General features: G+C 54.9%; 22 protein-coding genes and 1 other annotated feature. Of the genes, 3 read left to right on the top strand and 19 right to left on the bottom strand.

Annotation, left to right across the window (positions count from 1 at the left end; genetic code table 11):
• Positions 1–3: 3 nt before the first annotated feature.
• From hemG to hemE, 3 genes are read right to left on the bottom strand one after another with little or no spacing between them, the layout of a single operon-like run.
• Positions 4–1,473, bottom strand: coding sequence for a protoporphyrinogen oxidase (hemG, locus tag ACFO1S_RS21480; protein WP_204605527.1), 1,470 nt, complete (start codon positions 1,471–1,473; stop codon positions 4–6).
• Positions 1,470–2,414: a ferrochelatase gene (gene hemH, locus ACFO1S_RS21475; RefSeq protein ID WP_204605528.1), complete on the bottom strand. Its 945-nt coding sequence runs from the start codon at positions 2,412–2,414 to the stop codon at positions 1,470–1,472. Before hemH ends, hemG begins: the two co-directional genes overlap by 4 nt.
• The gene (gene hemE / locus ACFO1S_RS21470; protein ID WP_204605593.1) at positions 2,411–3,466 is read right to left on the bottom strand and encodes a uroporphyrinogen decarboxylase; all 1,056 of its coding nucleotides are present in this window, start codon (positions 3,464–3,466) and stop codon (positions 2,411–2,413) included. Before hemE ends, hemH begins: the two co-directional genes overlap by 4 nt.
• 184 nt (positions 3,467–3,650) lie before the next feature.
• Between hemE and ACFO1S_RS21465 the strand changes: the two genes are divergently transcribed.
• Positions 3,651–4,853, top strand: coding sequence for an MFS transporter (locus ACFO1S_RS21465; protein WP_204605529.1), 1,203 nt, complete (start codon positions 3,651–3,653; stop codon positions 4,851–4,853).
• A 106-nt stretch (positions 4,854–4,959) separates the two neighbouring features.
• On the opposite strand, the gene ACFO1S_RS21460 is transcribed toward ACFO1S_RS21465, so the two are convergent.
• From ACFO1S_RS21460 to ACFO1S_RS21425, 8 genes are all read right to left on the bottom strand, one after another.
• Positions 4,960–6,885, bottom strand: coding sequence for a PAS domain S-box protein (locus ACFO1S_RS21460; protein ID WP_204605530.1), 1,926 nt, complete (start codon positions 6,883–6,885; stop codon positions 4,960–4,962).
• A 140-nt stretch (positions 6,886–7,025) separates the two neighbouring features.
• Positions 7,026–8,300, bottom strand: coding sequence for a tyrosine--tRNA ligase (gene tyrS, locus ACFO1S_RS21455; RefSeq protein WP_204605531.1), 1,275 nt, complete (start codon positions 8,298–8,300; stop codon positions 7,026–7,028).
• 110 nt (positions 8,301–8,410) lie between these two features.
• Positions 8,411–8,641: a binding site (T-box leader), on the bottom strand.
• Positions 8,642–8,703: 62 nt separating this feature from the next.
• Positions 8,704–9,660: an ABC transporter ATP-binding protein gene (locus ACFO1S_RS21450; RefSeq protein WP_204605532.1), complete on the bottom strand. Its 957-nt coding sequence runs from the start codon at positions 9,658–9,660 to the stop codon at positions 8,704–8,706.
• Complete coding sequence (locus ACFO1S_RS21445) at positions 9,657–10,673, bottom strand: ABC transporter ATP-binding protein (protein WP_204605533.1); 1,017 nt, start codon at positions 10,671–10,673, stop codon at positions 9,657–9,659. The genes ACFO1S_RS21450 and ACFO1S_RS21445 overlap by 4 nt, the downstream gene beginning before the upstream one ends.
• Before the next feature lie 33 nt (positions 10,674–10,706).
• Positions 10,707–11,600: an ABC transporter permease gene (locus tag ACFO1S_RS21440; RefSeq protein ID WP_204605594.1), complete on the bottom strand. Its 894-nt coding sequence runs from the start codon at positions 11,598–11,600 to the stop codon at positions 10,707–10,709.
• A gap of 42 nt (positions 11,601–11,642) precedes the next feature.
• Positions 11,643–12,578 carry an ABC transporter permease gene (locus tag ACFO1S_RS21435; RefSeq protein ID WP_204605534.1) on the bottom strand — a complete coding sequence of 312 codons (936 nt, stop codon included), beginning with the start codon at positions 12,576–12,578 and terminating at the stop codon, positions 11,643–11,645.
• A gap of 104 nt (positions 12,579–12,682) precedes the next feature.
• Entirely contained in the window at positions 12,683–14,377 is a 1,695-nt protein-coding gene (locus tag ACFO1S_RS21430; protein WP_204605535.1) for a peptide ABC transporter substrate-binding protein, read from the bottom strand.
• A gap of 540 nt (positions 14,378–14,917) precedes the next feature.
• Positions 14,918–15,550 (bottom strand): O-methyltransferase, encoded by a 633-nt coding sequence (locus ACFO1S_RS21425; RefSeq protein ID WP_204605536.1) that lies wholly within the window; start codon positions 15,548–15,550, stop codon positions 14,918–14,920.
• Between the two features lie 190 nt (positions 15,551–15,740).
• Here ACFO1S_RS21425 and ACFO1S_RS21420 point away from each other — a divergent pair, with 190 nt between their 5' ends.
• Both ACFO1S_RS21420 and ACFO1S_RS21415 read left to right on the top strand, forming a co-directional pair.
• Positions 15,741–17,720 carry an LTA synthase family protein gene (locus ACFO1S_RS21420; protein ID WP_204605537.1) on the top strand — a complete coding sequence of 660 codons (1,980 nt, stop codon included), beginning with the start codon at positions 15,741–15,743 and terminating at the stop codon, positions 17,718–17,720.
• A gap of 129 nt (positions 17,721–17,849) precedes the next feature.
• Positions 17,850–18,395 (top strand): GNAT family N-acetyltransferase, encoded by a 546-nt coding sequence (locus tag ACFO1S_RS21415; RefSeq protein WP_204605538.1) that lies wholly within the window; start codon positions 17,850–17,852, stop codon positions 18,393–18,395.
• Positions 18,396–18,514: 119 nt separating this feature from the next.
• On the opposite strand, the gene ACFO1S_RS21410 is transcribed toward ACFO1S_RS21415, so the two are convergent.
• The 8 genes from ACFO1S_RS21410 to ACFO1S_RS21375 form a co-directional block, all read right to left on the bottom strand.
• Positions 18,515–18,775 (bottom strand): YuzB family protein, encoded by a 261-nt coding sequence (locus ACFO1S_RS21410; protein WP_204605539.1) that lies wholly within the window; start codon positions 18,773–18,775, stop codon positions 18,515–18,517.
• Complete coding sequence (locus ACFO1S_RS21405; protein ID WP_204605540.1) at positions 18,762–19,064, bottom strand: iron-sulfur cluster assembly accessory protein; 303 nt, start codon at positions 19,062–19,064, stop codon at positions 18,762–18,764. The genes ACFO1S_RS21410 and ACFO1S_RS21405 overlap by 14 nt, the downstream gene beginning before the upstream one ends.
• 99 nt (positions 19,065–19,163) lie before the next feature.
• Complete coding sequence (locus tag ACFO1S_RS21400; protein WP_204605542.1) at positions 19,164–19,808, bottom strand: cupin domain-containing protein; 645 nt, start codon at positions 19,806–19,808, stop codon at positions 19,164–19,166.
• Positions 19,809–19,877: 69 nt separating this feature from the next.
• Positions 19,878–20,117 (bottom strand): hypothetical protein, encoded by a 240-nt coding sequence (locus ACFO1S_RS21395; protein ID WP_204605543.1) that lies wholly within the window; start codon positions 20,115–20,117, stop codon positions 19,878–19,880.
• A 66-nt stretch (positions 20,118–20,183) separates the two neighbouring features.
• On the bottom strand, positions 20,184–21,080 hold the full coding sequence (locus ACFO1S_RS21390; RefSeq protein WP_378127527.1) for a M14 family metallopeptidase: 897 nt from the start codon (positions 21,078–21,080) through the stop codon (positions 20,184–20,186).
• Positions 21,081–21,219: 139 nt separating this feature from the next.
• Positions 21,220–22,035 (bottom strand): glutamate racemase, encoded by an 816-nt coding sequence (gene racE / locus ACFO1S_RS21385; protein WP_204605545.1) that lies wholly within the window; start codon positions 22,033–22,035, stop codon positions 21,220–21,222.
• 148 nt (positions 22,036–22,183) lie between these two features.
• Positions 22,184–22,531, bottom strand: coding sequence for a YtxH domain-containing protein (locus ACFO1S_RS21380; RefSeq protein ID WP_204605546.1), 348 nt, complete (start codon positions 22,529–22,531; stop codon positions 22,184–22,186).
• A 5-nt stretch (positions 22,532–22,536) separates the two neighbouring features.
• On the bottom strand, positions 22,537–23,025 hold the full coding sequence (locus ACFO1S_RS21375) for a hypothetical protein (protein ID WP_204605547.1): 489 nt from the start codon (positions 23,023–23,025) through the stop codon (positions 22,537–22,539).
• Between the last annotated feature and the right edge of the window lie 177 nt (positions 23,026–23,202).

The following is a 23,202-nucleotide window of genomic DNA, read 5'->3' as shown; positions in this document are numbered from 1 at the left end:
CAATCAGGAGGAAACCGGCAAGGCGAGCAGCGCTTCTGCCGCCTGCTTGCCCTGGGCGATGCAGTCCGGCAGGCCGACGGCATCGAACGCCGCTCCGGTTGCATATACGCCGGGCAAGCGGTCTGCCAGCTTGGCGCGGAAATCGGAGATCGCTTCGACGTGTCCGACGGGATATTGCGGCATCGAATGGCGCAGCCGGGTGATCTCGACGAACTCCGGCTTCGCGTCCAGTCCCATCAACGCCAGCAGGTCCTTTCTGACCGCTTCGGCCATCGCCTCGTCGTCCAGCTCCACCCCCTCCTCGTCGCCGGCCCGTCCCACGTAGCAGCGGACGAGTCTTTTCCCGGCGGGAGCCGTATGTCCCCATTTCGAGGACGTCCAGGTGCTTGCGGTAATCTTTCTATTCTCGCCTCGCGGCACGAGGAAGCCCGAGCCGTCGAGGTCGTGGTTGAATCCGGCTTCGTCGTAAGCGAATACGACGTTTGCCACCGATACGTACGTCATGTCTGATAGCGCAGCCACGTTCGTATGCGGTTCAAGCAGCTTAGCGATATTCGCAGCGGGAAGAGCCACGACGGCTTGATCCGTCTCATGCTCCGAGCCGTCGGACAGCCTCAGTTTGTAAGGGGCCCCTTCGCGCTCCGGCAATTCGATGGCTGCGACGTCCGCGCCCAAGCGAATGCTGCCGCCCGCCTTCCGAATGCTGTCCTCCAACGCTTCCACGACGGTAGTCAAACCATTCTTGAACGTCATGAACACGCTGGTCGGCAGCGCCGGAGAATTTGCGGCATCAGTCGATACAGGAGCTTTCTCTTTCGCGGCGGCCGCTGCCCGTTGAGCCTCTTGCGTACCGGCAATCAGACTGCCCTGCGTCTCCACCATCGCTTTGAATTGAGGAAACGTCGCCTTAAGCCCCAGCTTGTACAAGTTCCCGGCATGAATGCCCGCAAGCAACGGCTCGAATATGCGCTCGACCATTTCCTTGCCCATTCGCCGCTCCAGAAATGCTCCGACCGATTCGTCCCGGCCGTCTCCTTCGTCGGAAAGCCCCTGCTCGCTCAGAGCCCTAAGCTTGCCTTCTTCGGAGACAAGCTCCGTCGCCATAAATTTCTCCAGATCCGAGGGCACCCCGAGCGTAAGGCCCTGCGGCATCGGCACCAACTCGCCTTCGCGCGAGATATAGGTTTTGCTCGCCTGCGGATTCGTTCCGGTCAGCTCGCCCTCGATGCCGAGCTCTCTGGCCAGTTGAATCATCGGCAGCTTGCGGGCGAGGAACGAATCCGGGCCCCGCTCGATGACAAAACCGTTTTTGCGAAGCGTATTGATCCGGCCTCCCAGCCGATCCGAACCTTCGAACACGGTAACTTCGATCTCTTCGCCGCGTTCCCGGGCAAGACGTTGCAAATAAAAAGCGGCGCTAAGACCGGTAATCCCGCCGCCTAACACCGCCACTTTCCGTTTGCTCTGTCTCATTGTCCGTTCCTCCCGTTCGCAAGTCCCATTACGGAATCCGCCAATGCCGCCATATAATGAGGATCGTCGTTGAGCATGCGAATCCGTTCCAGTCGAATATGTCGTTCCTCAGCGAAATTCCTGGCTTCGATATCGAGATCGTACAGCACCTCAAGATGGTCGGAGACGAAGCCCACCGGTGTCGCCAATACCGAACGCACGCCCTCCGAGGCCAGCTTCTCCAGCGTCTCCAGAATATCCGGTCCCAGCCAAGGCTGGCCGGTCTGTCCGGCGCTCTGCCACGTAAACTGCCATTTGTCCACGCCGGCAGCCGCTGCGATCGCGGCGGACGTAGCCAGCAACTGATCGGCATACGGGTCGTTCATCTCCAATATTTTGGCCGGAAGACTGTGCGCGCTGAACAGGACAAGCGTATCCGCGCGAGCTTCGCCAAACTTCTCCAGACCCTCGGTCACGCGCCGGCTCAACGCTTCGATCAGCTTCGGATGAAGGTGGTATTCCTTCACTCCCTGGAAGGAGATCCCTTGCTTATCCGCTTCCTCCTGCGCGCGCTTGAGATATCCGCCCACGCTCATCGACGAATATTGAGGGGTCAGCACAAGGCCTACCGCCTCCTGAATGCCGTCGGCCGCCATCGCCGCGATCCCATCCTCAATGAACGGAGCCGCATGCTTCAACCCCTGATAACAGACGTAGGCTCCCTTGCCTGCAAGCTCATCCAGCTTGCGCTGCAGCGCAGCCGCTTGACTGTTCGTATTTTCCCGCAGCGGGAATACCCCGCCGACGATGGCCTTGTAACGGCTCGTCAAGTCTTCGAGCTGCTCCGCCGTAGGAGGATGCCCCCTGCGGATATGCGTATAATAGGCTTCGATGCCGTCCAAGCTTTCCGGTGTCCCGTAGGACATGACCAGTACGCCGATTGGCCGTTTGTCCGCGCTCATGCTCCCACCCCCGCCGCGATTTGACTTTCGCTGTATTGGTGAATGAAATCCGTCAAGGCTTTCAGCTTATCCAGGGAGGCTTCCGGGAACAGGCCGTGTCCGAGATTAAAAATGTAGCCCGGCTCCTTCATCCCTTCGTCAAGCAGCATGCGCGCATGCTCGTGAATGACCTCCGACGGCGCGGTCAGCACATAAGGGTCGAGATTTCCCTGAATGGCATAGCCGCTGCCGATGCGACGCCTGCCTTCCGCAAGCGGCACTCGCCAGTCCAGCCCGATGACGTTCGCCTGCAAGCCGCCGAGATGCGGCAGCAGCTCGCCCGAGCTGACGCCCGGAAAATAAATCTTCGGCACTTCCAGATCGGACAGGCTCGCGAAGATATGCTGAATATGCGGCAGCACGAAGGCCGCAAAGTCATGCGGCGCCAGCGAGCCGACCCAGCTGTCGAACAGCTGCACCGCTTTCGCCCCGGCGGCGATATGAGCGCGCAGGTAGGTCGCGGCCATATCCGCCAGCTTGCCCATCAGCAGATGCCATGTCCGAGGGTCTTCGTACATCAGTGTTTTCGTACGAATATACGATTTGGAAGGCCGCCCTTCGATAATATAGCTGGCCAGCGTAAACGGCGCTCCCGCGAACGAAATGAGCGGCACCTCAAGCTCCCGCTCCAGAATTCGGATCGTCTCCAGAACGTGCCCCAGATCCCGCTCCACCTCGATCGGTGTCAGACGCTCCACGTCCGCGGCGCAACGAATGGGATTGTCGATCACGGGACCGACATCCTTGACAATGTCGAAGTCGATGCCGATGGATGCGACGGGATTCATAATGTCGGAATACAAAATAGCGGCGTCGACGCCCAGCTTGCGAACCGGCATCAGCGTCACTTCAGCGGCCAGCTCGGGCTGGCGGCAAATCTCAAGAAGCGAATATTTCTCCTTGATTTTACGATAATCCGGATCGTAGCGGCCGGCTTGGCGCATATACCACACGGGCACGCGCTCCACCGCCTCTCTCCTGCAGGCGCGCAAAAACAAGTCGTTCGTCAACATAGCTTCTAGCCTCATTTATTCACGATTTTTAGGTATCATTGCTTCCATTATGCCCCTTTTCCCTCAGCCGAACAACCTCGCACCCCGCACGGAGTATGACAATAGTTTGACAATGCGTTTGTGATCGCAGAGTTGCACTGTGCTATACTGGTTAGACAGAAGCAGCCTCGGGAAGTGAACAGCTATGCAGCGTTGGAAAATCAATCTATTCGTCCTGATGGGCGGCAGCTTCCTCGTCATGGCGGGGATGACCATGATTATGCCGTTCCTCTCCTTATATTTGCAGCAAGACCTGGGCCTGAGCAACGAGCACGAAATCGGCGTGTGGGCGGGGGTTATTTTCGCGGCCAACTTCGTGACCTCGTTTTTGTTTCAGCCGCTTTGGGGCAAGCTCTCGGACAAATACGGGCGCAAAATGATGCTCCTGCGCTCCGGCTTCGGAATGTCCATCGTCATGCTGCTGATGGGCTTCGCATCCGCACCGTGGCATCTGCTGGTGCTGCGAATGCTGAACGGGGTCATCTCCGGGTTCATGCCTGCCGCCGTCTCGCTCGTGTCGGCCACCACGCCGAAGGAACGGATGGGGTTCGCCATGGGCACGCTGCAGTCGGGCGGCACAGCTGGCGCGATTCTTGGTCCTTTTATGGGGGGCTTGCTGGCGGACAACTTCGGTTTCCGTCCGATTTTCTACATTACGGGGACGCTGCTTTTTCTCGCCTCGCTGCTCTCCTGGGTGCTCGTGCACGAGAAATTCGACCGCGCCGAAGCCGCGATGCAGCCGCAGGTGAGCGTCTTGAAGGGCTTTCGCGATCTGATGGTGATCCGTCAGCTTCCGGTTCTGCTCACGGTAACGTTCCTCATCCAGTTCGCCATGCTCAGCCCAATGCCGCTCATCCCGCTCTTTGTGCAGAAGCTGCACGGCACTACGGACGATCTCGCCTTCTACGCCGGGTTCGTCGGCTCGGTGACCGGATTGTCCAACATGATCTGCGCGCCGTTGCTAGGGAAGCTCAGCGACCGAATCGGGGCTATGCGCATATTGCTCGTATCGCTCGCCGGGGCAGCCGTTATGCTGATTCCCCAGGCCTTCGCGGGATCCGTCGGGCAGCTGCTCATTTATCGCTTTATGCTCGGCTGCTTCATGGGCGGCTTGATCCCGACGGTGAACGCGCTTGTGCGGAGATATACGCCGGACGGGATGGAGAGTCGGGCCTTCGGCTTCAACAGCAGCGCGCTCAGCCTCGGCAACATGATGGGACCGGTTATGGGGGGCGCGCTGTCAGGCTGGATCGGCATTGAAGGGCTGTTTATTTTGTCCGGCGCCTTATTGTTCTTGACCTGCATTTGGGCGACTAAGGCGCTGCGGGTCAGACAAGCCGCCAAATAAAGCAGGGAGGCGCCCGGCGGCGGCTCCCTGCTGGCCGTTAGTTCGACTTTGCGCCACTATTGTACTCCTATTGGAATTAGAGTGGATTCGGCTCACTTCTGCCCCGTCAGTTCGCGTTCGTTCTTCTCTCCTCAAGAAATCGCTCCATGACCGACGAAATCGCGTCAATACTGATCGGCTTGCTCACGTAGTCATCCATGCCCGATGAAATATAGTTGTCCCTATCTCCCTGAATCGCATGCGCGGTAACCGCTACGATATAGGGGGCCTTCAGATCGCCGAGGGCGGCTTTAATCGTCGCTGCGGCCTCCGCACCGTCCATGATCGGCATCTGGATGTCCATGAATACGAGATCATAGGGTGTTTTCAACACCGTCTCCACCGCCTCGGCTCCATTGGAAACAACCGCCGAGGAGTAGCCCAGCTTCGCGATCGTTCTGGAGAGCACCAGCTGGTTGACCGGGTTATCCTCGGCAATAAGAATGTTCAGCGAAGTCTCTCCATGGCGCTCCGTCCCTCCGGCGGAAAATGTCGCCGGCTGCTCGGCCGCCTGCGGAATGCGGCACTGAATCGTGAAGGTAAAGAGCGAGCCCGAACGCTCGTCGCCCTGCTCATACCAGATGTCGCCGCCCAGAAGCTGCACAAGCTTCTTGCAGATGGCGAGCCCGAGCCCCGTGCCGGTCTCCCTCCGGGTCATGAAATGGTCTACCTGATAAAAAGGCTCAAACAGATAAGGAACCTTGGCCTCCGGTACGCCGATTCCCGTATCCCGAATCTCGCAGCGCAGCCGCACAGCCTCTCCCTGGCGCTGCTCGCATTGAATGGCTAACGACACGCTGCCGCTCGCCGTAAATTTAATCGCGTTGCCTAAGAGATTGATGAGCACCTGCCTCAGCTTCGTCTCGTCCCCAATGACCACGACGGGGACATCCGGCTGGACGGAAGCGGTCACCTTGAGGTTTTTCTCCAATGCCTTCGGCATAATGAGATGTACCGTTTCCGACACGACAGACCGAATCGCGAAGGGCTCCTCGATCCTCTCGGACGTGCCCGATTCAATCTTGGAGAAGTCGAGAATGTCATTAATAATTGCCAGCAGCGTCGCCCCGCTTTGCTTGATAATGCGAACGTATTCGTGCTGCTCCTCATTCAGCCGGGTCTCCAGCAGCAAATCCGTCATTCCGATGACTCCGTTCATCGGCGTGCGAATCTCATGGCTCATCATGGCCAGAAACTCGCTCTTCGCTTTATTCATTTTCTCCGCGGTTTCCTTCTCGATCATCAGCCGCTTCTGTTCGGTCATATCCTTGGCAATGAGATAGAAGCCGGAATTGTGTCCATGAATAATAATCGGCGCCAACGTAATCAGAACTTCAACGGAAACGCCGTCCTTGTTCCGAATATACTGAATGCTTTGCTCCGCTGCGGCGAAATCGTGAGAATCGGCTAAAATCAATTCGAGATTGCGTTCCCCGATCAAGATAGACAGGCTGTCGCCAATCAACTCTTCGACGGAGTACCCGGTCAATTGCTCCGCCACCCGGTTTCCGTTGATCATCCGGCCATCTCTCGCGAACGAAATAATCGCGTCGTGATTGTACTTTTTTAATGAAGTATAACGCTCGATGCTCTCCTGGAGCTCTCGCTCGGACAGCTTGCTCTTGGTGTTATCGATAATCTGGGCGACGTAATAGAGCGGGCGATTCTCCTCCTCGTCCCTCATGAGCGCAACGTGCAGCACCGTCCATACGATGTACCCGGATTTATGAATATAGCGCATCTCCATCTCGATGGAATCCGTCGTTCCGTCCAGAAGCTCCCGAATGCGGTCTTCAAATAAATCCCGATCCTCGGGCAGACTCATCTCCGCGGAAGCCATCGTAAGCAACTCCTGTTCGGGATAGCCGAGTATCCGGCACAGCTTCGGATTCACGCTTAACCATCGATCATCCAGCGACACTAACGCGATGCCAATCGGCGCTTTGTTATATAGATGTTCCACGAGCTCATGAAGTTTTACGACGTTGGTCATCTCTGCGTCCCTCCTCTTTAAAATGTATTGTACAATAGCAAAGACGATTAAACAGTCGGCCTGGAGTCTCGCTCATTTGAAGTCCGGCTTATAGTCAAAACGGGACGAGCAGCTGTCGTCTGCATCGTCCCGTCCGGAAGCTATTCGAATTTGACCAGGTAGTAATTTTTCTTCCCTCTGCGCAGCACGACATATTTGCCGTGCAGGCGGTGCTCCTTCGTCAGCACGAAATCGACCGCTTGCTCTCTCTGACCGTTCAAGTATACGGCTCCGCTCTCGATGTCCTGACGCGCTTGCCGCTTCGAAGGCGCTGCCTTGGCCTCGATCAGAAGCTCCAGCAGCGGGCTCTCGTCTTGTCCGGAGACAACCGTCGTCGGCATATCCTGAAGCGCTTCGACAAGCTCTTCCTCGCTCAGCTGGGTCACGTCTCCCGAGAAGAGCGCCTGCGTAATCTTCTCTGCGCTGACGAGCGCCTCTTCCCCGTGAACAAGCCGCGTAACCTCACGAGCCAGCTCCCGTTGCGCGGCTCTTTTCTCCGGACGCTCGGCAACCTCTTGCTCAAGCTCGGCGATTCGCCCAGGCTCCAGGAAAGTGAAGTATTTCAAAAATTTGATGACATCGTTGTCGTCGGTGTTGATCCAAAATTGGTAGAAGGCGTAGACCGACGTCTTGTTTCGATCAAGCCAGACCGCGCCGGATTCGGATTTGCCGAATTTCTTGCCGTCGCTCTTCGTAACGAGAGGCAGGGTCATGCCGTAGGCTTCGCCGCCGCCCATTTTGCCGATCAGATCCAGACCGGCCGTAATGTTGCCCCATTGGTCGCTGCCTCCGACTTGGAGAGAGCAGCCATGATCCGTCAACAGCTTGTAGAAGTCGTACGATTGAAGGATCATGTAGCTGAATTCCGTGAAGGATATGCCGTTTGCCAGCCGCGAGTCTACGGAGTCCTTCGCCAGCATGTAGTTCACCGTGAAGTTTTTGCCGATGTCGCGCAGGAACGTAATAATATCCAGCGGCGCAAGCCAGTCATAGTTGCTTACGAGCTTGGCAGGATTGTCGATGCCTTCGAATTCGAGAAATCGGGAAAGCTGTCCCTTCAGCCTCTCCGTCCATAGCGCCACCGTATCGGAGGTATTCAGAGAACGCTCCGTGGAGCGGCCGCTCGGATCGCCGATCATCCCGGTGCCGCCGCCCACAAGGGCGATTGGCTTATGGCCGGCCTTCTGAAAATGGCGCAGAATCAGAATCGGAAGCAAGTGTCCGATATGCAGGCTGTCCGCAGTAGGGTCGAAGCCGCAGTACAGCACGATCGGCTCCTTGCCGAGCTTCTCCTGAAGCGCTTCGCGATTCGTCGTCTGGTAGATCAAGCCTCTGTACTCCAGATTGTCGAGCAGCTGTGTATCCAGATTAGTCATGTCGATCTCTCCTTGGCATAAAATCAAGTAAAAACGGCTTCGCTGTCATTAGGCGCGGCAGCAAACGTTTTGTCTCGCGCGATTATAAAAAAAGACCCGCCCTGTCGTTAGACAGGGACGAGTCATCGCGGTACCACCCTAATTGAGGACGCGCTCGCGCGCATTCTCCACTCTCGCTTGATAACGGCAAGCAGCCGTCTTGTCCTTCCGCACCGGTACGGGTTCGGATCAAGAAGCTCCGGGACGTAATTCGCCATTCGCACGCGTACCGGCTTGCATCGACCGCCGGCTTTCTGGAACGCGGAGCGCGAACGCTACTGAATTCCCTTCATCGCAATAAGTTATTTCATCGTTTGAATCACATTATACCAACCCAACCGGCGTTGTCAACGCCAACCTTCGCCTAAGCGTAATGACAAGCCGCGAAGTGTCCCGGACTCGTCTCGCGGAATAGAGGCACCTCCGACGCGCACTTCTCGGTCGCTGCCGGGCACCGGGTGCGGAACGGGCAGCCGCTCGGCGGATTCATCGGGCTTGGCAGGTCGCCGCTCAGCACGATCCGCTCCTTGCTTTCCTCTACGTCCGGGTCAGGCACCGGGATAGCCGACAGCAGCGCCTTCGTATACGGATGCTGCGGGTTGGCGTATAGATCCTCGCTCTTCGCCAGCTCTACGATTTTGCCCAGATACATGACGGCTACCCGGTCGCTCACATACTTGACCATCGACAGATCGTGAGCGACGAACAAATAGGTCAAGCCCATCTTTTTCTGCAGCTCGATAAGCAGATTTACGATCTGCGCCTGAATGGAGACGTCCAGCGCCGAGATCGGCTCATCGCAGATCATGAATTCGGGATTCACGGCCAACGCCCGGGTAATCCCGATCCGCTGCCGCTGACCGCCGGAAAATTCGTGCGGATATCGCGAAGCGTGCGCCCCGCTTAACCCGACCATCTCCAGCAGCTCCTCCACCTTCCGCTTTCTTTCCTTGGCGGTTCCGGCGAGTCCGTGAATGTCAAGCGCTTCGCCGATGATGTCCAGAATGGTCATACGCGGGTTGAGCGAGGCATACGGATCCTGGAACACCATTTGCATCTTGCTGCGATAAGCTTTGAACTTCGACTTCGACAACTTCGTTACATCCTTGCCTTCGATCGAGATGCTCCCTGCGGTTGGTTCGTACAGCCGAATGATCGTTCTCCCTGCCGTAGACTTTCCGCAGCCCGATTCCCCGACAAGTCCTAGCGTCTCCCCCTTGCGGATGGAGAAGCTGATGTCGTTGACCGCCTTCAAGGGACTTTTGCCCCCTACATCGAAATATTTGCGCAAGCCTTCGATTTGAATAAACGGCTGGCTCATACTCTCGCCTCCTGACTGCCGGGCGAGCCCGATTGCTTCGCGTACGGATGCTGCAGCCAGCAGCGCACGGATTGCGTCTCGCTGATGACCGTCTGCTCCGGCGGCACCGTCTCGCAGATGCGCATCGCTTCATCGCAGCGACTGCAGAAGCCGCAGCCCTGCGGCGGCTGAATAAGATCGGGCGGAGAGCCGAAAATGGGAATCAGCGGCTCTTTCTTGTCCTGGTCCAGGCGCGGCAGCGATTTGAGCAGGCCCTTCGTGTACGGATGCTGCGGATTGCGGAAAATCTCCCGCTTCGTGCCGGTCTCGACGATCTGGCCCGCGTACATGACGAAAACCCGATCGCAAATATCCGCTACGATTCCCAAATCATGCGTAATCAAAATAATGGACGTTTTTAATTTCTTCTGCAGATCCTTCATCAAGTTAAGAATTTGAGCCTGAATCGTCACATCCAACGCCGTCGTCGGTTCGTCCGCGATAAGCAAGGAGGGACTGCAGGCCAGAGCGATGGCGATCATGACGCGCTGCCGCATCCCTCCCGAGAATTGATGAGGATATTGGCTGATCCGCGACTCCGGGTTCGGAATGCCGACCATCTTGAGCAGCTCTATGGCACGAGCCCGAGCTGCCTTTCCGTTCAGCTTCTGGTGCTGCTTCAAGCCTTCCATGATTTGCTTGCCGACCGTCATGGTCGGGTTAAGCGAAGTCATCGGATCCTGGAAGATCATGCCGATCTTGTTGCCGCGCACCTTCTGCATCTCTTTCTCGGACAGCGACAGCAGATCCTGCTGATCGAGAAAGATCTGCCCGCTTCTGATTTTACCCGGCGGCGTCTGGATCAAGCGCATGATCGTTTGCGCGGTTACGCTCTTGCCCGAACCGGATTCGCCGACGATCGCGATCGCTTCCCCTTCATACATTTGAAAGCTGACATCGCGGACAGCCTGCACTTCTCCGCCGTATACGTCGAACGACACGCTCAGATTTTTTACATCTAGTATCGTTTTCATGAAGGCCTTGACCTCCTTTCCGCGATCTATAGTTTATTTTTTCAGCTTCGGATCGAATGCGTCGCGCACTCCGTCTCCGAACACGTTAAAGGCAAACATCGTTAAGCTCAGGAACAGCGCGGGGAACAGCAGCCGCCAAGGATAGATCGTCATCGCTTTGACGCCGTCGTTGATCATCGTCCCCCACGATGCCACAGGCGATTGAACGCCCAGGCCGAGGAAGCTGAGGAACGCCTCGGTAAAAATCGCGCTAGGCACGGTCAAAGTCAGAGTCACCAGGATCGGGCCCATGGCGTTGGGGATCAAATGCCGGAAAATAATCCGCATCGAGCCTGCGCCCAGCGCTTTGGAAGCAAGGGCATACTCCTGATTCTTCAGCTGCATCATCTGCCCGCGCACAATCCAGGCCATATTGATCCAGCCGGTGATGGACATGGCGACGATAATGGTCGTAAGACTCGGCTCCATGACGACAAGCAGCAGAATAACGACAAGCAAATAGGGAATGGCGTAGAGAATTTCGGCAAAGCGATTCATGACTTCATCCACCTTGCCGCCGTAGTACCCCATGATCCCGCCGTAGATAATTCCGATAATCAGATCAATGAACGCGGCTGCGACGCCGACGAACAAGGAAACTTGCGCGCCCTTCCACGTTCTTACGAACAAATCGCGTCCAAGGTCATCGGTGCCGAACCAGTGCTTCATGCTTGGAGGCTGATTCGTATTGGCCAGGTCGTTCGTAAAATGGTCATGCGGAGACAATAGCGGCGCGAAGACGGCAAACAGAATGACGACAACCGTGATCCAGAAGCCCGTCATCGCCAGCTTATTGCTGTACAGCCGATAACGGATATCCTGCCACGCAGTCAATCTTTTGCGCTCTACCTTTTCAACAGCATGATTGCGTTCTAGCGGCTCGAACATCTCGGGGCGGACGGCGCCCGCATCTGATTTCTTTAGCAAGGCCTACTTCGCCACCTTTCCGCCGGACATTCTGATTCTTGGATCTACCAATACGTAAGCGATATCCGCCAGCAGACGGGATACCATCAGAATGACCGCATAGAATATCGTAATGCCCATAATCAACGGATAATCGCGGTCGGATACGCTCTGGACGAAAAATTTGCCCAAGCCCGGAATCGCAAAAATCTGCTCGATTACGACCGAGCCGGTAATGACGTTCGCCATCAAGTACCCCATGAAGGTCACGACGGGCAGCATGGAGTTGCGCAAGGCATGGCGCCATACGATCAGATGCCCGGCTAGTCCTTTGGACTTCGCGGTCTTGATAAAATCGGAGTTTAATACCTCTATCATGGTTGAGCGAATCAACCTCGCAATAAATGCGATCGAAGCGGAGGAAAGAGCTATTGTGGGCAGTACATAATCCAATGGACCGTTTAAGCCCGCCACTTCAAACGCCCTAATTTTCACGGCCAATAGATACTGCAGCAACGGAGCCATGACCAAACTCGGTACAGACAATCCGATTACCGCGATAATCATCGACAAATTATCCAGCATTTTACGATGATACATCGCCGATATGATCCCCAGTACGCATCCGACGATCACCGAGGTAATAATGGACGCAATACCCAGCTTGAGGGAATACTTAAAGGAATTCGCGATGATTTTATCCACCGCTTGAAACTTCTTCTTCATGGAAATCCCGAGATCGCCCTCGGTTAGATTTTTCAAATAAATCCCGTATTGCACGATTAGAGGCTTGTCTAGTCCGTAATACGCCTCCAGGTTTTTCTGAATCTGTTCGCTAGTCGCTTTTTCCGATTGCAGCGGACTGCCCGGCACTGCATTCATGAGAACAAAGGTCGCCGTCACCAAGCAGAACAGCGATATGATCATAAATGCGATCTTCTTAGATATATAGCGAATCAAGCTCCTCACCCGCCCGTTCTGCCCAAATATGCAACTAGAAGGGTATATATAGGGATACTATATATACCCTTCCCAGTCGTGGATTTTAGCTCAATTGAATCGAATTATTTCTTGCTGCCGAATGCCCAATCCAGGTGACCTGCATAGTCGGAAACAACGTCGGCGAAGCCGTCCTTCACCATGGTAACCGTCGTATAGTAGTAGATCGGCAATACGGCCATGTCATCGGACAGGGCGATTTTCTCCGCTTGAGCAATGAGATCGACACGTGTTTTCTCATCGGCTGCAAGAAGGGAATCGTCCAACGCTTTGCCTACTGCCGGGTTATTGTATTTACCGTCATTGTTGCCGGATTTCGGGTGAATCAAGTCGTAAGAGAAGTTGATCGGATGGTTGAAGTCCGCGCCCCAACCCGAACGCGCGATACCGAATTGACCGGCTTTTCTCGACTCGAGGAACGTGCCCCATTCTTGGTTGGACAATTTCACCTCGACTCCGAGATTTTTGCGCCACATATCGATGATCGCTTCCGCAATCGCCTTATGTCCTTCGTTGGTGTTGTACAGCAGCGTAACTTCAGGGAATTTGTCCAAGCCGCTCTCGGCAAGTCCTTCAGCCAGAAGCTTCTTCGCTTCCTCTACATTCTCTGTGGAGAAATCCTTGTCCGGATACATCTCGCGGAAGGATTTGCCGTCCACCGTAATACTAGGCGGGATCAAGCCGAATGCAGGCGTCTGGTTCGCTTTCGTGACATTGTCGATAATCGCTTGACGGCTGATTGCCATCGAGAAGGCTTTACGGATCTTAACGTTGTTGAAAGGTTTCGTCTGGGTATTAAACAAATAGTAGTAGGTTGAAGCGATCGTCTTGATCTCCGCCTTGCCTTCGGAGACAAGCTTCGGAACCATGTCGTTCGGCACAGCGCCCGCTTGCGCGCCGATCCAATCGATCTTGTCTGTCTCGAACAGGTTCATGACGGTGGAATCCGCTTCGACTACGGAGATCGTCGCTTTGTCGAAGCCGACTTTAGCAGCGTCATAGAAGTCTGGGTTTTTCGTGAGAACGAGCTTGTCGCCATGCGACCATTCGGACAGCAGGAACGGTCCGTTCGTGACCATCGTCGCTTTGTCGGCAGCCCATTCCGGCTTGCCTTCAACCGCATTCTTGTTGACCGGCCAATAGGTATAGTGGGCGATCAAGCTGTTGAAGTAAGGAGCGGCCGTGTACAGCTTGACTTCCAGCGTTTGGTCGTCCAGCGCTTTGACGCCGACTTGATCGGCATCCGCCTCTCCTGCGTTGTACTTCTCGCCATTCTCCAGATAGAAGAGCATATATGCATAATCGGAAGCCGTATCCGGCGACAGTGCGCGTTTCCAGGAATATTCGAAGTCATGAGCGGTTACAGGGTCTCCATTGCTCCACTTGGCGTCGTCGCGAAGGTGGAACGTGTAGGTTTTGCCATCCTCGGAGACATCCCAGTTTTTGGCGATGGCCGGCTGCGGCACGCCGGAGGAGTCGAGTCGGGTTAATCCGTCGAACAGACCGGAAGCGACGATTGAGGATTGCGCATCCGTCATCAATGCGGGATCCAAGCTTGGCGGCTCGGAGCCGATGGTAAAGCGGAACTCTGCCGGTGTGCCATTTCCTTGAGAGGCTTGGCTTTCTTGCGGCGTGTTGCTAGCCGACGGCGAAGACGGGCTGCTACTGCTGCTATTATTGTTGTTGCTGCTGCAAGCCGCAAGAAGCGTGCCAGCCAGCGTGACTGCCATGGCAGTCGAGAAAATCTTTTTGAATTTCATAACTGTTTCCTCCCCATCATTTCGAATATTTTCTCTGGCGTGCATATTTTCTATACACCGCCCAGCATCATTGCAAACCATAAATCAGGTTCGCAATGAAAATGTTCGTCCAAATTCCTAACCCTCCTGAAATTTTGTTCGTTTCGAATTGAAATTTGGTGGAACATCAGAATTTTACTATGATATTTCGTGCTCTGCAATGAGAGTTTATGGAATTGTGATTCTAAATGACCACTTATGTCATATTACATAACGTATATATAACAGAAAACGCTTACGAGTGTGTTTAAACATTAAACCATACGTATAATCATTCACTTAACTTGATAATTTTGTAAAGTTAAACCGCTTTAACTTGAAAATACGTTCATTTTTATAGATTTTTTTTCCATCTGAGGTATTTTAATGGGATTAAAATTAGCATAATTCTAATTAAATAATAAGAAACCCTTATGAATAGATTATACATTTGTAAAAAACGCGTTTTTGCGGATTGTTCAGCCCGCAAAAACGCGTTTTTCCTAGCTACAGAATCGTATTTTATTTCACTCGAGCAAGAGCGAGGCCGTCGTAAGCTGGCAAATGCACCCCTTCTAACCTTTCGTCTCTCGCAATCGTTGCGTTAAATCCACGCAGTGCTTTGACCGAAGGACCCTGCCTGCTTTCGTCGATCGTTTTGCCCCGAAGCAACGTATTATCCGCTGCAATAATCGCTCCCCGATTCGCGAGACTGATGCAGCATTCCAAGTAGAACGGATAATTTTCCTTGTCCGCATCGATAAAGAAGAAGTCGAACCTCTCCCCGTCCGCTTTCATGCTCTCCAGACTTGCCCGGGCATCCCCAATTCGGTATTCCGCCTTATGTCCCAGACCTGCGGCCGTCAGATTGGCTTTCGCCAGCTCGGCATATTCCGCCTTAAGCTCCAGCGACACCAACCTGCCGTCGTCAGGCATCCCGCGCGCCAGGCAAATACCGCTGTAACCCCCCAGCGCGCCGATCTCCATGGCGCTGCGGGCTCCCGAGACCCGCATCAGAAAGGTCAGCAGCCGGCCGTAGCCCGCGGCCACGGAAATATCGGGCATCCCGGCCTCGCTTATGCTTGCGCCGACTCTGGCAAGATCGGCATCCACAGAATAAAGTTCGTCAAAATAACGATCCGGCGATCGTTCCATTTGTATTGAGCACCTCCGTCGTATTCGCCCTTTCCGTCGGAACGGGCCTGACCTCCCGTTATTTTATCACAAAATTTGTATTGCCCCGACAGAAGAGCTATACTATTTTTTGTTTGCACTTTACACGCAGATCATTTAATGATATAGCGAAATTTACATTTCTCCATTGTTATAAGAAAGGAAGTTGATCATGTTAATGCGATTGCGATCCGCCACGGGCGAGAGCCTTCCGCGGATCTACAAGACGCTTAGCTCATGGCCGATATGGGGGATAGCCCTGCTCGTCTTTTCATTACTATATAAATTAAACGAGCTGGATCATCACTTTAACGTCGGCGGCATGAACTATTGGAAGTGGGCCGTCAATCTCGGCGCCGCGCTGCTTGTCTCGTTCTGGACGCTTTTCCTCGGGCGAAGAGCCCGGGCCCTTTCCTTGGCAATTCTAAATCTGGCCTTATCCGTGCTATTATTCGCCGATCTGATCTACTTCCGCTATTTTAAAGACTTCATCTCCGTTCCGGTGCTGCTGCAGGCAGGCCAGGTCGGAGAGCTGCAGGAAAGCATCTGGAGCCTGATGAAGCCTGGCGACTGGATCTTCTTCGCCGATGTTCCCATCGCCTTCGCCCTGGCCGGCTGGATGCTCTGGAGACACTCTCCCAAACGCCAGGCGAGCGCTGTCGTCCAGCCTGCCCGTTCACGGCTCTCCTTCCTGTGGCGCAAGCTGCTGCCAGCCGCCCTCGTGTTCGCGGCAGGCTGGGCGCTGGTCTACTATCCCGTGCAGGAGCAGAAGAACGGATGGGCCCGGGGCTTGTTCGTCGGCAACTGGTGGAACGTTCCCATCTATAACGTAACAGGCTTGCTTGGATTCCACGGCTACGATACCTACCGTTACGCCAAGGAGCATTGGTTGGGCGCGAGCTTGTCGAAGGAGCAAATCCAGGAAGCGAGCGACTGGTTCAAGCAGCGGGACGCGCTGCGCAAGCAGATGGAAACGGAGCCCTTGTTCGGACAGTATAAAGGGAAAAATGTCCTGGTTGTCCAGGCGGAGGCGTTTCAAACCTTTGTCATCGGCCAGTCCATCGGCGGGGAGGAGATTACGCCTAACCTGAACAAGCTGATCGGACAGAGCATATATTTTCCCAATTTCTATCACCAGACTGCGCAAGGTCGCACTTCGGACGCCGACTTCCTGACCAGTTGCTCGATGCATCCGTTGCCGACGGGGTCCGCCTTCATCCGTTTCGCGGCGAATGAATTCGATTGCGCCCCTTCCATCCTGAAGAGCCAAGGCTACGATACGACCGTGCATCACGCCTATGACGGAAGCTTCTGGAATCGCAATAATATGTACCACAATATGGATTACGACCAGTTCTACAATATTAAAGACTACAATATAGACGAGCCGATCGGCTGGTCGCTAGGGGACGTCTCCTTCTTCCGGCAGACCGTTGCGCAATTAAAGGAGCGCAACAGCTCGCCATTCTATGCGTTAACGATTACCCTATCGAGTCATCATCCGTTTAAGCTCCCCTATGCCAACCAGGAGCTGAACGTCGGAGAGCTGCAGGGAACGATTCTCGGAGACTACGTCCAGGCCGCCCGTTACGTCGACTCGGCTGTCGGCGACCTCGTTCAGAACTTGAAGGAAGAAGGGCTGTGGGACAACACCATTCTCATGTTCTACGGCGACCACGACAACTCCGTATACGATTGGAAGCTTTACGAGACGTTCTTCGGCCGCCCCGTCTCCGAGCTGGATAAGGATCGGATTGTCCGTCAGGTTCCATTCTTCATCCACCTGCCGAACGATGAGCATGCCGGCGTTAACGAGAAAGCCGTCGGACAGATCGATACGACGCCTACGATCATGCACCTGCTCGGCATCTCTCCGGAGGATCGCTACGGTATGGGGATCAGCATGCTGTCCCAAGCGCCCAAGTCGGTCGTATTCCGCAACGGAGGCTTCACGGACGGGCAAGTCTATTACGTGCCCAGCGCAGACGGCCTCGTTGAAAATGGCTCCTGTTACTCCCTAGCCGGAGAAGAGCCCGCGCTGACGGACGCAACGGCTTGCGCGGCAGGAGCTCAATCCGCGAAGATGGACTTAAGCGTCTCGGACAGAGTGATCGAGAACGACCTGTTCCCGGTCTTCCGCAAAGAAGAATAGACAAGTAGAAACGTCTGTCTCCGTCCTTCGGTCGGCGGCAGACGTTTTGTGTCCCACCGTCAATCGAACTATTTTTATCAGATAAGACGATTACGGGGAATATACGAATCAATTTGATTGGAGCAGACAATGAAAATAAATGAGACAGAGTATCATGTTAATGGAATGAGATATAGGATTAGATCTGCAGTTAACAAAGATGCGGAAGCATTGTCTAAAATTCGATTGCAAATCGATGGCGAGACTGAAAATTTAGACAGGGAAAAAGGCGAGGCATTTATTGATCCATTAGGGTTTGAGCAGATGGTCACATCGGATACAGATAATAAGAACCATCTGTTTTTAGTTGCGGAAGTTCAAGACAGATTGGTAGGATTTTCAAGATGCGAAGGTAATCCTTTGAATAGGTTATCCCATAAGGTTGAATTCGGAGTAGGTGTGTTAAAGGATTATTGGGGATACAGGATTGGAAAGAATCTATTGAAAGAATCCATTCATTGGGCTGCTTCCAACGATATAAAGAAAATGACCCTGAACGTATTAGAAACGAACGAAAATGCGATAAAACTTTATGAAAAAATGGGATTTGAAATAGAAGGCCTATTAAAAAAGGACAAACGTCTTTCTGACGGTAAATACTATAACACCATTATTATGGGGCGATTTAACGAATGACGGCAACACTGAAAGTCTAAATTTATTGCAAATGACAAGCCACTTAGGTTGCGGCTTGTCATTTTGAGTTTTTGCACCTCAGTATGGAACCCGTTACTCTTCAGAGATGCGGAGCTTTATTAGCATGAAGGCTTAACGTATTTGCTCGCTTTCTCCAGCGCTTCGTCTTCCGTCGGGGCCGTGACGTAACGGCCATTCACGAAAATGAAGGCGTATCGGGAACATGGACCGCAATACGACTTGCAGGCAACCTTGATTTCGGTGTCAGGCGCCAGCTTGCGGAGCTTGGGAAGCAAGGTTTTGACCCGGATATGCTTGCACTTGTCGCATATCCGAATATCGTTCAAGGACCCGCTTCGCTCTTGATCAGTGGTCTCCATGGTTCCCCTTGCTCGGATTCGTAATGACGAACCCTTCTTGCGGAAAATAAAGATAGTCAATCTTCACGCCGTCCAGCAAGTCTTCTCCCTTGGCAAGCAGAACGTCGATGCCCTTATCTGTCGAGACGACTTCGTCTTTATCGGTCGGCTTCGCCACATCCATGCCGTAATGCGCATGATCGCCGTGGCTGTGCGTAATGAACACTTTAAGCTTCTTATCCGCATTCTCGGGCTTGTCCAATTCGCGACGCAGCACACTGGCCGCGTTTCGGGTAATCTTACAATTCATCTCGTCTTCCACTCCCGTCAGGTTCTCCGTTCTATTGTAATTATTTTGAGATCGGAAAACAAGAGACGACCGCAAGGCCGCCCCCTTGACCGAGCATTCCTATAACGTTCTGTATCCCTGCTGGCCGTATGCCGGATTGCCATATCCTGCATTAGGCTGGCCATGCGCTCCGGCCTCTTCGCCTTGCGTCGTTCGCATAGGTTGAGCCTGCTTGCAGCTGCTCGGAGGACCGATAATCGTCGTGCTCTGAATCGGGGCGAAGGTCTCCTTCACCTTGGCTTCGTTTAAGCAATACGTATGCGCCCACACGCTTGCGGGAGTCAGCCGCAATATATCCGATCCGAAGATGACTTCCGGCACGGGCGCATCGAAGATCGCCAGCAGGTGAGTGTTGTCGACGGTCGCAACCTCATAGTGCCACCACCCCTGCGGAACGTTCGCCACCTGACCCGGCTGAATCTGAAAATTGAGCAGCTTCGCTGTGAAGGGGTTTACGATGGAAACGACAGCCGCACCGGAAATGCAATAGACCAGCTCCGATGCATTCTGGTGATAGTGGGGCTCGATTACGTTGCCCGTGCTTAAGTATATATCTAGCAGCGAGTAATTGCCCAGCGTATTCAAATTCTTGATCGACAGCAGGTTAATGTAGTTTCGGGCGTCCTTCTTATAGAATACACCGTTCTTCAAATCAAAGGTAAATTGGGCCTTCGGCGAAGCATAGTCCATATCGGATAGTGCCAACGTTCATTCACGCCTCTCTATAACAAGTGATAGCCTATAGAGAGTATATGCGTATGCCCAATTCGGGGTTCATCGCCCATACTTTCGTTCCATGGCTTTGACATATCCTGCGGCGGCCAGGAGCGTGAATGCGGCATCGTCGACAGGAAGCATGGGCATGAGATCGGGCAGAATCCAGTAGAGAGCTACGGGAACGATAAAGATCAGCTTGTCCCTCAGGGATACCCGCTCCGAGCGCAAAATACGCCACACCCGGGCGGGAAGTCGCCTCCCTATTCCGAATCCGTTTTTGCGAGCCGCGCGTTTCATCGGGAGCCCCCTTTGCCTTAGCGGAATTGGAGCATTTGCCTCCAGTGTGCCCGATATTCCTCCGCATCAATCAAGAGGCGCGCAATCCAGCGCCTCGGCCAGCAGGCGCGCAATATCGTCGTATATATCCTCCGCTTCGCTTGCGGGCAATGGATTATGCCCCCAGCCGGCCTCTACTGTAAAACCCGGTCTGCGGTATTGAGCAATAAACCAATCCTTATATCCCGCGTCGCTGCCTTCGAGATAGACCGCGCGATAGCCGGCCGAGGCTGCCATGCGATCCGCCCACATCCGCGACTCCTCCGGCTCGTACCCGCGATAATTCCAGTAGATTTCCTCTCCTTGCGTATGCAGCGCCAGCACCGCATGGAAATCGGCGCGCTCGGTAAGCTCTGCCAGCGCTTGCGCCTCCGGCTCCGAAAGCGGCCCCTCTCCCCCATAATCTCTCGGTCCCGGCGCGTGAATCGAGCGACGCTGCCGTTCCGTCTCCCAATGGGCGGGAAATTGATCGTTCAGATCGACGCCGCGCGCATTGGCCTTCCAACGATGAAAACGATTCGAATCCCGGTTCCAGGCGCGCAGCTCCCGCTCCAAAGGCTGCCCTTCGCCGACACCGCAGCGAACAAGCTCGACTCCGTCCGGGTTAAGCATCGGAACGATCCATAGCGTACATCTGGAAAACAGATCCGAGGCGGATTTGCCCCAGAAGCGAGTCTGCCGCGAGCAGCTATCGGCGTAATCCTCGGCGAATCGCATCAGCAGCCAGGAGGTTATCCATTCGTTCGCATGGCATGCTCCGTTAAAGTGCCAGCGAAACGGCCCCTCACCCAGCCGCAAATACGGGATCTGCCTGCCCAGCGCGCTCGTGCCTATCGATCCCCTCCGTATAAACGAATAGCGATGAGCAAGACGATCCAAGTCGTTCTCCAGCCGCTCATACCCATATACCTGTTCATCCGCCATGGCGCTTCCCCCTGTATCCGAAGATGAAGATGCTAATGATGTATGCCGCATCGGGGCGGTTTATGAACAGGTTCGATTCGCTAGCGGATCAGCCTAAAAAGAAACGAGCAGCTCCCGGGCTGCTCGCAGTGCTCTTCGATCAAATTTTCATATCGGGGATAGGCCCTAAAGCCGAGGTAACCAGCACCGGCTCGCCTAACCAGGCTTGAGCAATCTCAAGAAATTTCTGCGGGTCGCCGCTGCACACGAAACGATGAACGGGAGCAGCCCCGTCCTCTCCCTCAAGCTTGCCGTTCTCTTCCAGAACGGCGCGAATATCCCGTGCCGTTTCCTCGGCCGAATTAATCAAGGCGACATCGGGCCCCATCGCCAGCGAGATGCATTCCGCCAGAAAAGGGTAATGCGTACATCCCAGAATCAAGCAGTCCATCGGCGAACGGTTCAGGGGAAGAAGCGCTTCGACTACGGTCAGCAGCGTCTCCATGGAGTGGAAATTCCCGTCCTCGACAAGCGGCACAAAGGAAGGGCATGCCCGGCTTATGACTTCAATGTCAGGACATAGCCGCTTAAGCGCCGCATCGTAAGCCCCGCTGTTAATCGTGCCTTCCGTGCCGATCACGCCGACAACTCCCGTAGCCGTTCTGCTGACGGCGGCGCGAGCTCCCGGACTGATCACTCCGATGACTGGCAAAGCAACACGCCCGCGGATATCCTCCAATGCTGCGGCAGTTGCGGTGTTGCAGGCGATGACGATCATTTTGGGATTGTAACGAATGAGATAGTCCACGATTTCTCTTGTGAAAGCGACAACCTCCTCCGCCCCTCGCGGGCCGTAAGGCGTTCTTGCGGTGTCGCCGAAATAGAGGATTTTCTCGCGGGGAAGCTGTCTCATCACTTCCTTGACGACAGTCAAGCCCCCCACTCCGGAGTCAAGGACAGCGATGGGTTGCTGCACAGAAACACCGCTTTCTACATTGAATATGGAGATGGCTTCAATCTAAACTATGAGATGAACGGGAAAAAGGTGACGAACGCGCGCCAAAGACCGCCCTGCGGGAGCGGGCGGCGCTTGGCGAATTCCTCGTTCTGTCTTCAAACGGACATTATTGCGCAGCCGACTCCCGTTCCTCGCTGGAGGCCTCTCCGGTCGAGCTCTCTTCTACATCGGAATCCTCCCGATTCAGGCGCGAACGAATGTCGGTCACCAGCCGCCCTGTCGCCTGCTTCGCGTCTCCAATCAGACCGGAAGTGCGCTTGGCCAGCGTCTGTACCGCCGATCCGGCCTGCCGGCTCAGATCGGCCGTTTTCTCGCCCACCTTCTGAGCCGTGTCCGCGATGTCGCCGCGGAGCTCGCGGCCGGATTTGGGTGCAAGCAGCAATGCGGTTACCGCACCGGTTACCGCGCCTGTCAGGGCCCCCCACAAAAACGAACGAACCGCTTTCTTCTCCATTGAAGTCACTCTCCTTCTGTTGCATGCTCCTCACCCGTTCCCGGGCGGCGATCGGAGGAGACTCGCACCGAATCGGCGCGGCGCTTCCACATCGTCCACAGCTTGCGGCATATCTCCGCTACCGGAGCATCCTCATCGCGCTGACGCTGCGAAGCCGCCGATCTGAAGGGAGCAGACAAGAAATCGCGATAACGCTCAGTCAGCTGAATTGCGGCGCCAGCCGCATGGCGGGAAGCTTCTCCCCACGCTCGCGCCCCCTCCGCGAGCGCGGAAAATCCCTCCGCCCCATGTCGCGTGAGCGCGATTGTCTCGCGAGCTTCATCCGCGAGCTTCACGCAGCTTCTCAAGGCTGCTTCCGCCTCCTTGCTCACTGCCGCCGCAGCTTCGTCGATTCGTCTGGCCGCTCGCGTCAGCGACGCCAGCGCGAAGACGAGAGCGATAGCCACGGCCACTGCCGATGCTGCGATTCCATAGCCTGCCGCCTGCCACGCCATAAGCTTCCCTCCGTTCGCCGGTAACCCCCGGGCGAATGCCCATGCGGTTAATGACAGTATAGTTAGCGATGGCTTGTCTTGACACAGCGGACAATGCCTGATCTTCTCTCCAACTGCAATTTTCCTGATAAGGGGTCGGCCACGCAGCCGGACTCGCGCATAGGAAAACAAAACAGG

It is taken from the genome of Cohnella boryungensis (genome assembly GCF_042651945.1).
Classification (GTDB): Bacteria; Bacillota; Bacilli; order Paenibacillales; family Paenibacillaceae; genus Cohnella; species Cohnella boryungensis.
This window is presented reverse-complemented; position numbering and strand designations above follow the sequence as displayed.

Bases quoted from the DNA above. Each gene is read 5' to 3' on its own strand.
- hemG (WP_204605527.1), bottom strand. From the start codon at position 1,473: ATGAGACAGAGCAAACGGAAAGTGGCGGTGTTAGGCGGCGGGATTACC.
- hemH (WP_204605528.1), bottom strand. From the start codon at position 2,414: ATGAGCGCGGACAAACGGCCAATCGGCGTACTGGTCATGTCCTACGGG.
- hemE (WP_204605593.1), bottom strand. From the start codon at position 3,466: ATGTTGACGAACGACTTGTTTTTGCGCGCCTGCAGGAGAGAGGCGGTG.
- ACFO1S_RS21465 (WP_204605529.1), top strand. From the start codon at position 3,651: ATGCAGCGTTGGAAAATCAATCTATTCGTCCTGATGGGCGGCAGCTTC.
- ACFO1S_RS21460 (WP_204605530.1), bottom strand. From the start codon at position 6,885: ATGACCAACGTCGTAAAACTTCATGAGCTCGTGGAACATCTATATAAC.
- tyrS (WP_204605531.1), bottom strand. From the start codon at position 8,300: ATGACTAATCTGGATACACAGCTGCTCGACAATCTGGAGTACAGAGGC.
- ACFO1S_RS21450 (WP_204605532.1), bottom strand. From the start codon at position 9,660: ATGAGCCAGCCGTTTATTCAAATCGAAGGCTTGCGCAAATATTTCGAT.
- ACFO1S_RS21445 (WP_204605533.1), bottom strand. From the start codon at position 10,673: ATGAAAACGATACTAGATGTAAAAAATCTGAGCGTGTCGTTCGACGTA.
- ACFO1S_RS21440 (WP_204605594.1), bottom strand. From the start codon at position 11,600: ATGTTCGAGCCGCTAGAACGCAATCATGCTGTTGAAAAGGTAGAGCGC.
- ACFO1S_RS21430 (WP_204605535.1), bottom strand. From the start codon at position 14,377: ATGAAATTCAAAAAGATTTTCTCGACTGCCATGGCAGTCACGCTGGCT.
- ACFO1S_RS21425 (WP_204605536.1), bottom strand. From the start codon at position 15,550: ATGGAACGATCGCCGGATCGTTATTTTGACGAACTTTATTCTGTGGAT.
- ACFO1S_RS21420 (WP_204605537.1), top strand. From the start codon at position 15,741: ATGTTAATGCGATTGCGATCCGCCACGGGCGAGAGCCTTCCGCGGATC.
- ACFO1S_RS21415 (WP_204605538.1), top strand. From the start codon at position 17,850: ATGAAAATAAATGAGACAGAGTATCATGTTAATGGAATGAGATATAGG.
- ACFO1S_RS21410 (WP_204605539.1), bottom strand. From the start codon at position 18,775: ATGGAGACCACTGATCAAGAGCGAAGCGGGTCCTTGAACGATATTCGG.
- ACFO1S_RS21405 (WP_204605540.1), bottom strand. From the start codon at position 19,064: ATGAATTGTAAGATTACCCGAAACGCGGCCAGTGTGCTGCGTCGCGAA.
- ACFO1S_RS21395 (WP_204605543.1), bottom strand. From the start codon at position 20,117: ATGAAACGCGCGGCTCGCAAAAACGGATTCGGAATAGGGAGGCGACTT.
- ACFO1S_RS21390 (WP_378127527.1), bottom strand. From the start codon at position 21,080: ATGGCGGATGAACAGGTATATGGGTATGAGCGGCTGGAGAACGACTTG.
- ACFO1S_RS21380 (WP_204605546.1), bottom strand. From the start codon at position 22,531: ATGGAGAAGAAAGCGGTTCGTTCGTTTTTGTGGGGGGCCCTGACAGGC.
- ACFO1S_RS21375 (WP_204605547.1), bottom strand. From the start codon at position 23,025: ATGGCGTGGCAGGCGGCAGGCTATGGAATCGCAGCATCGGCAGTGGCC.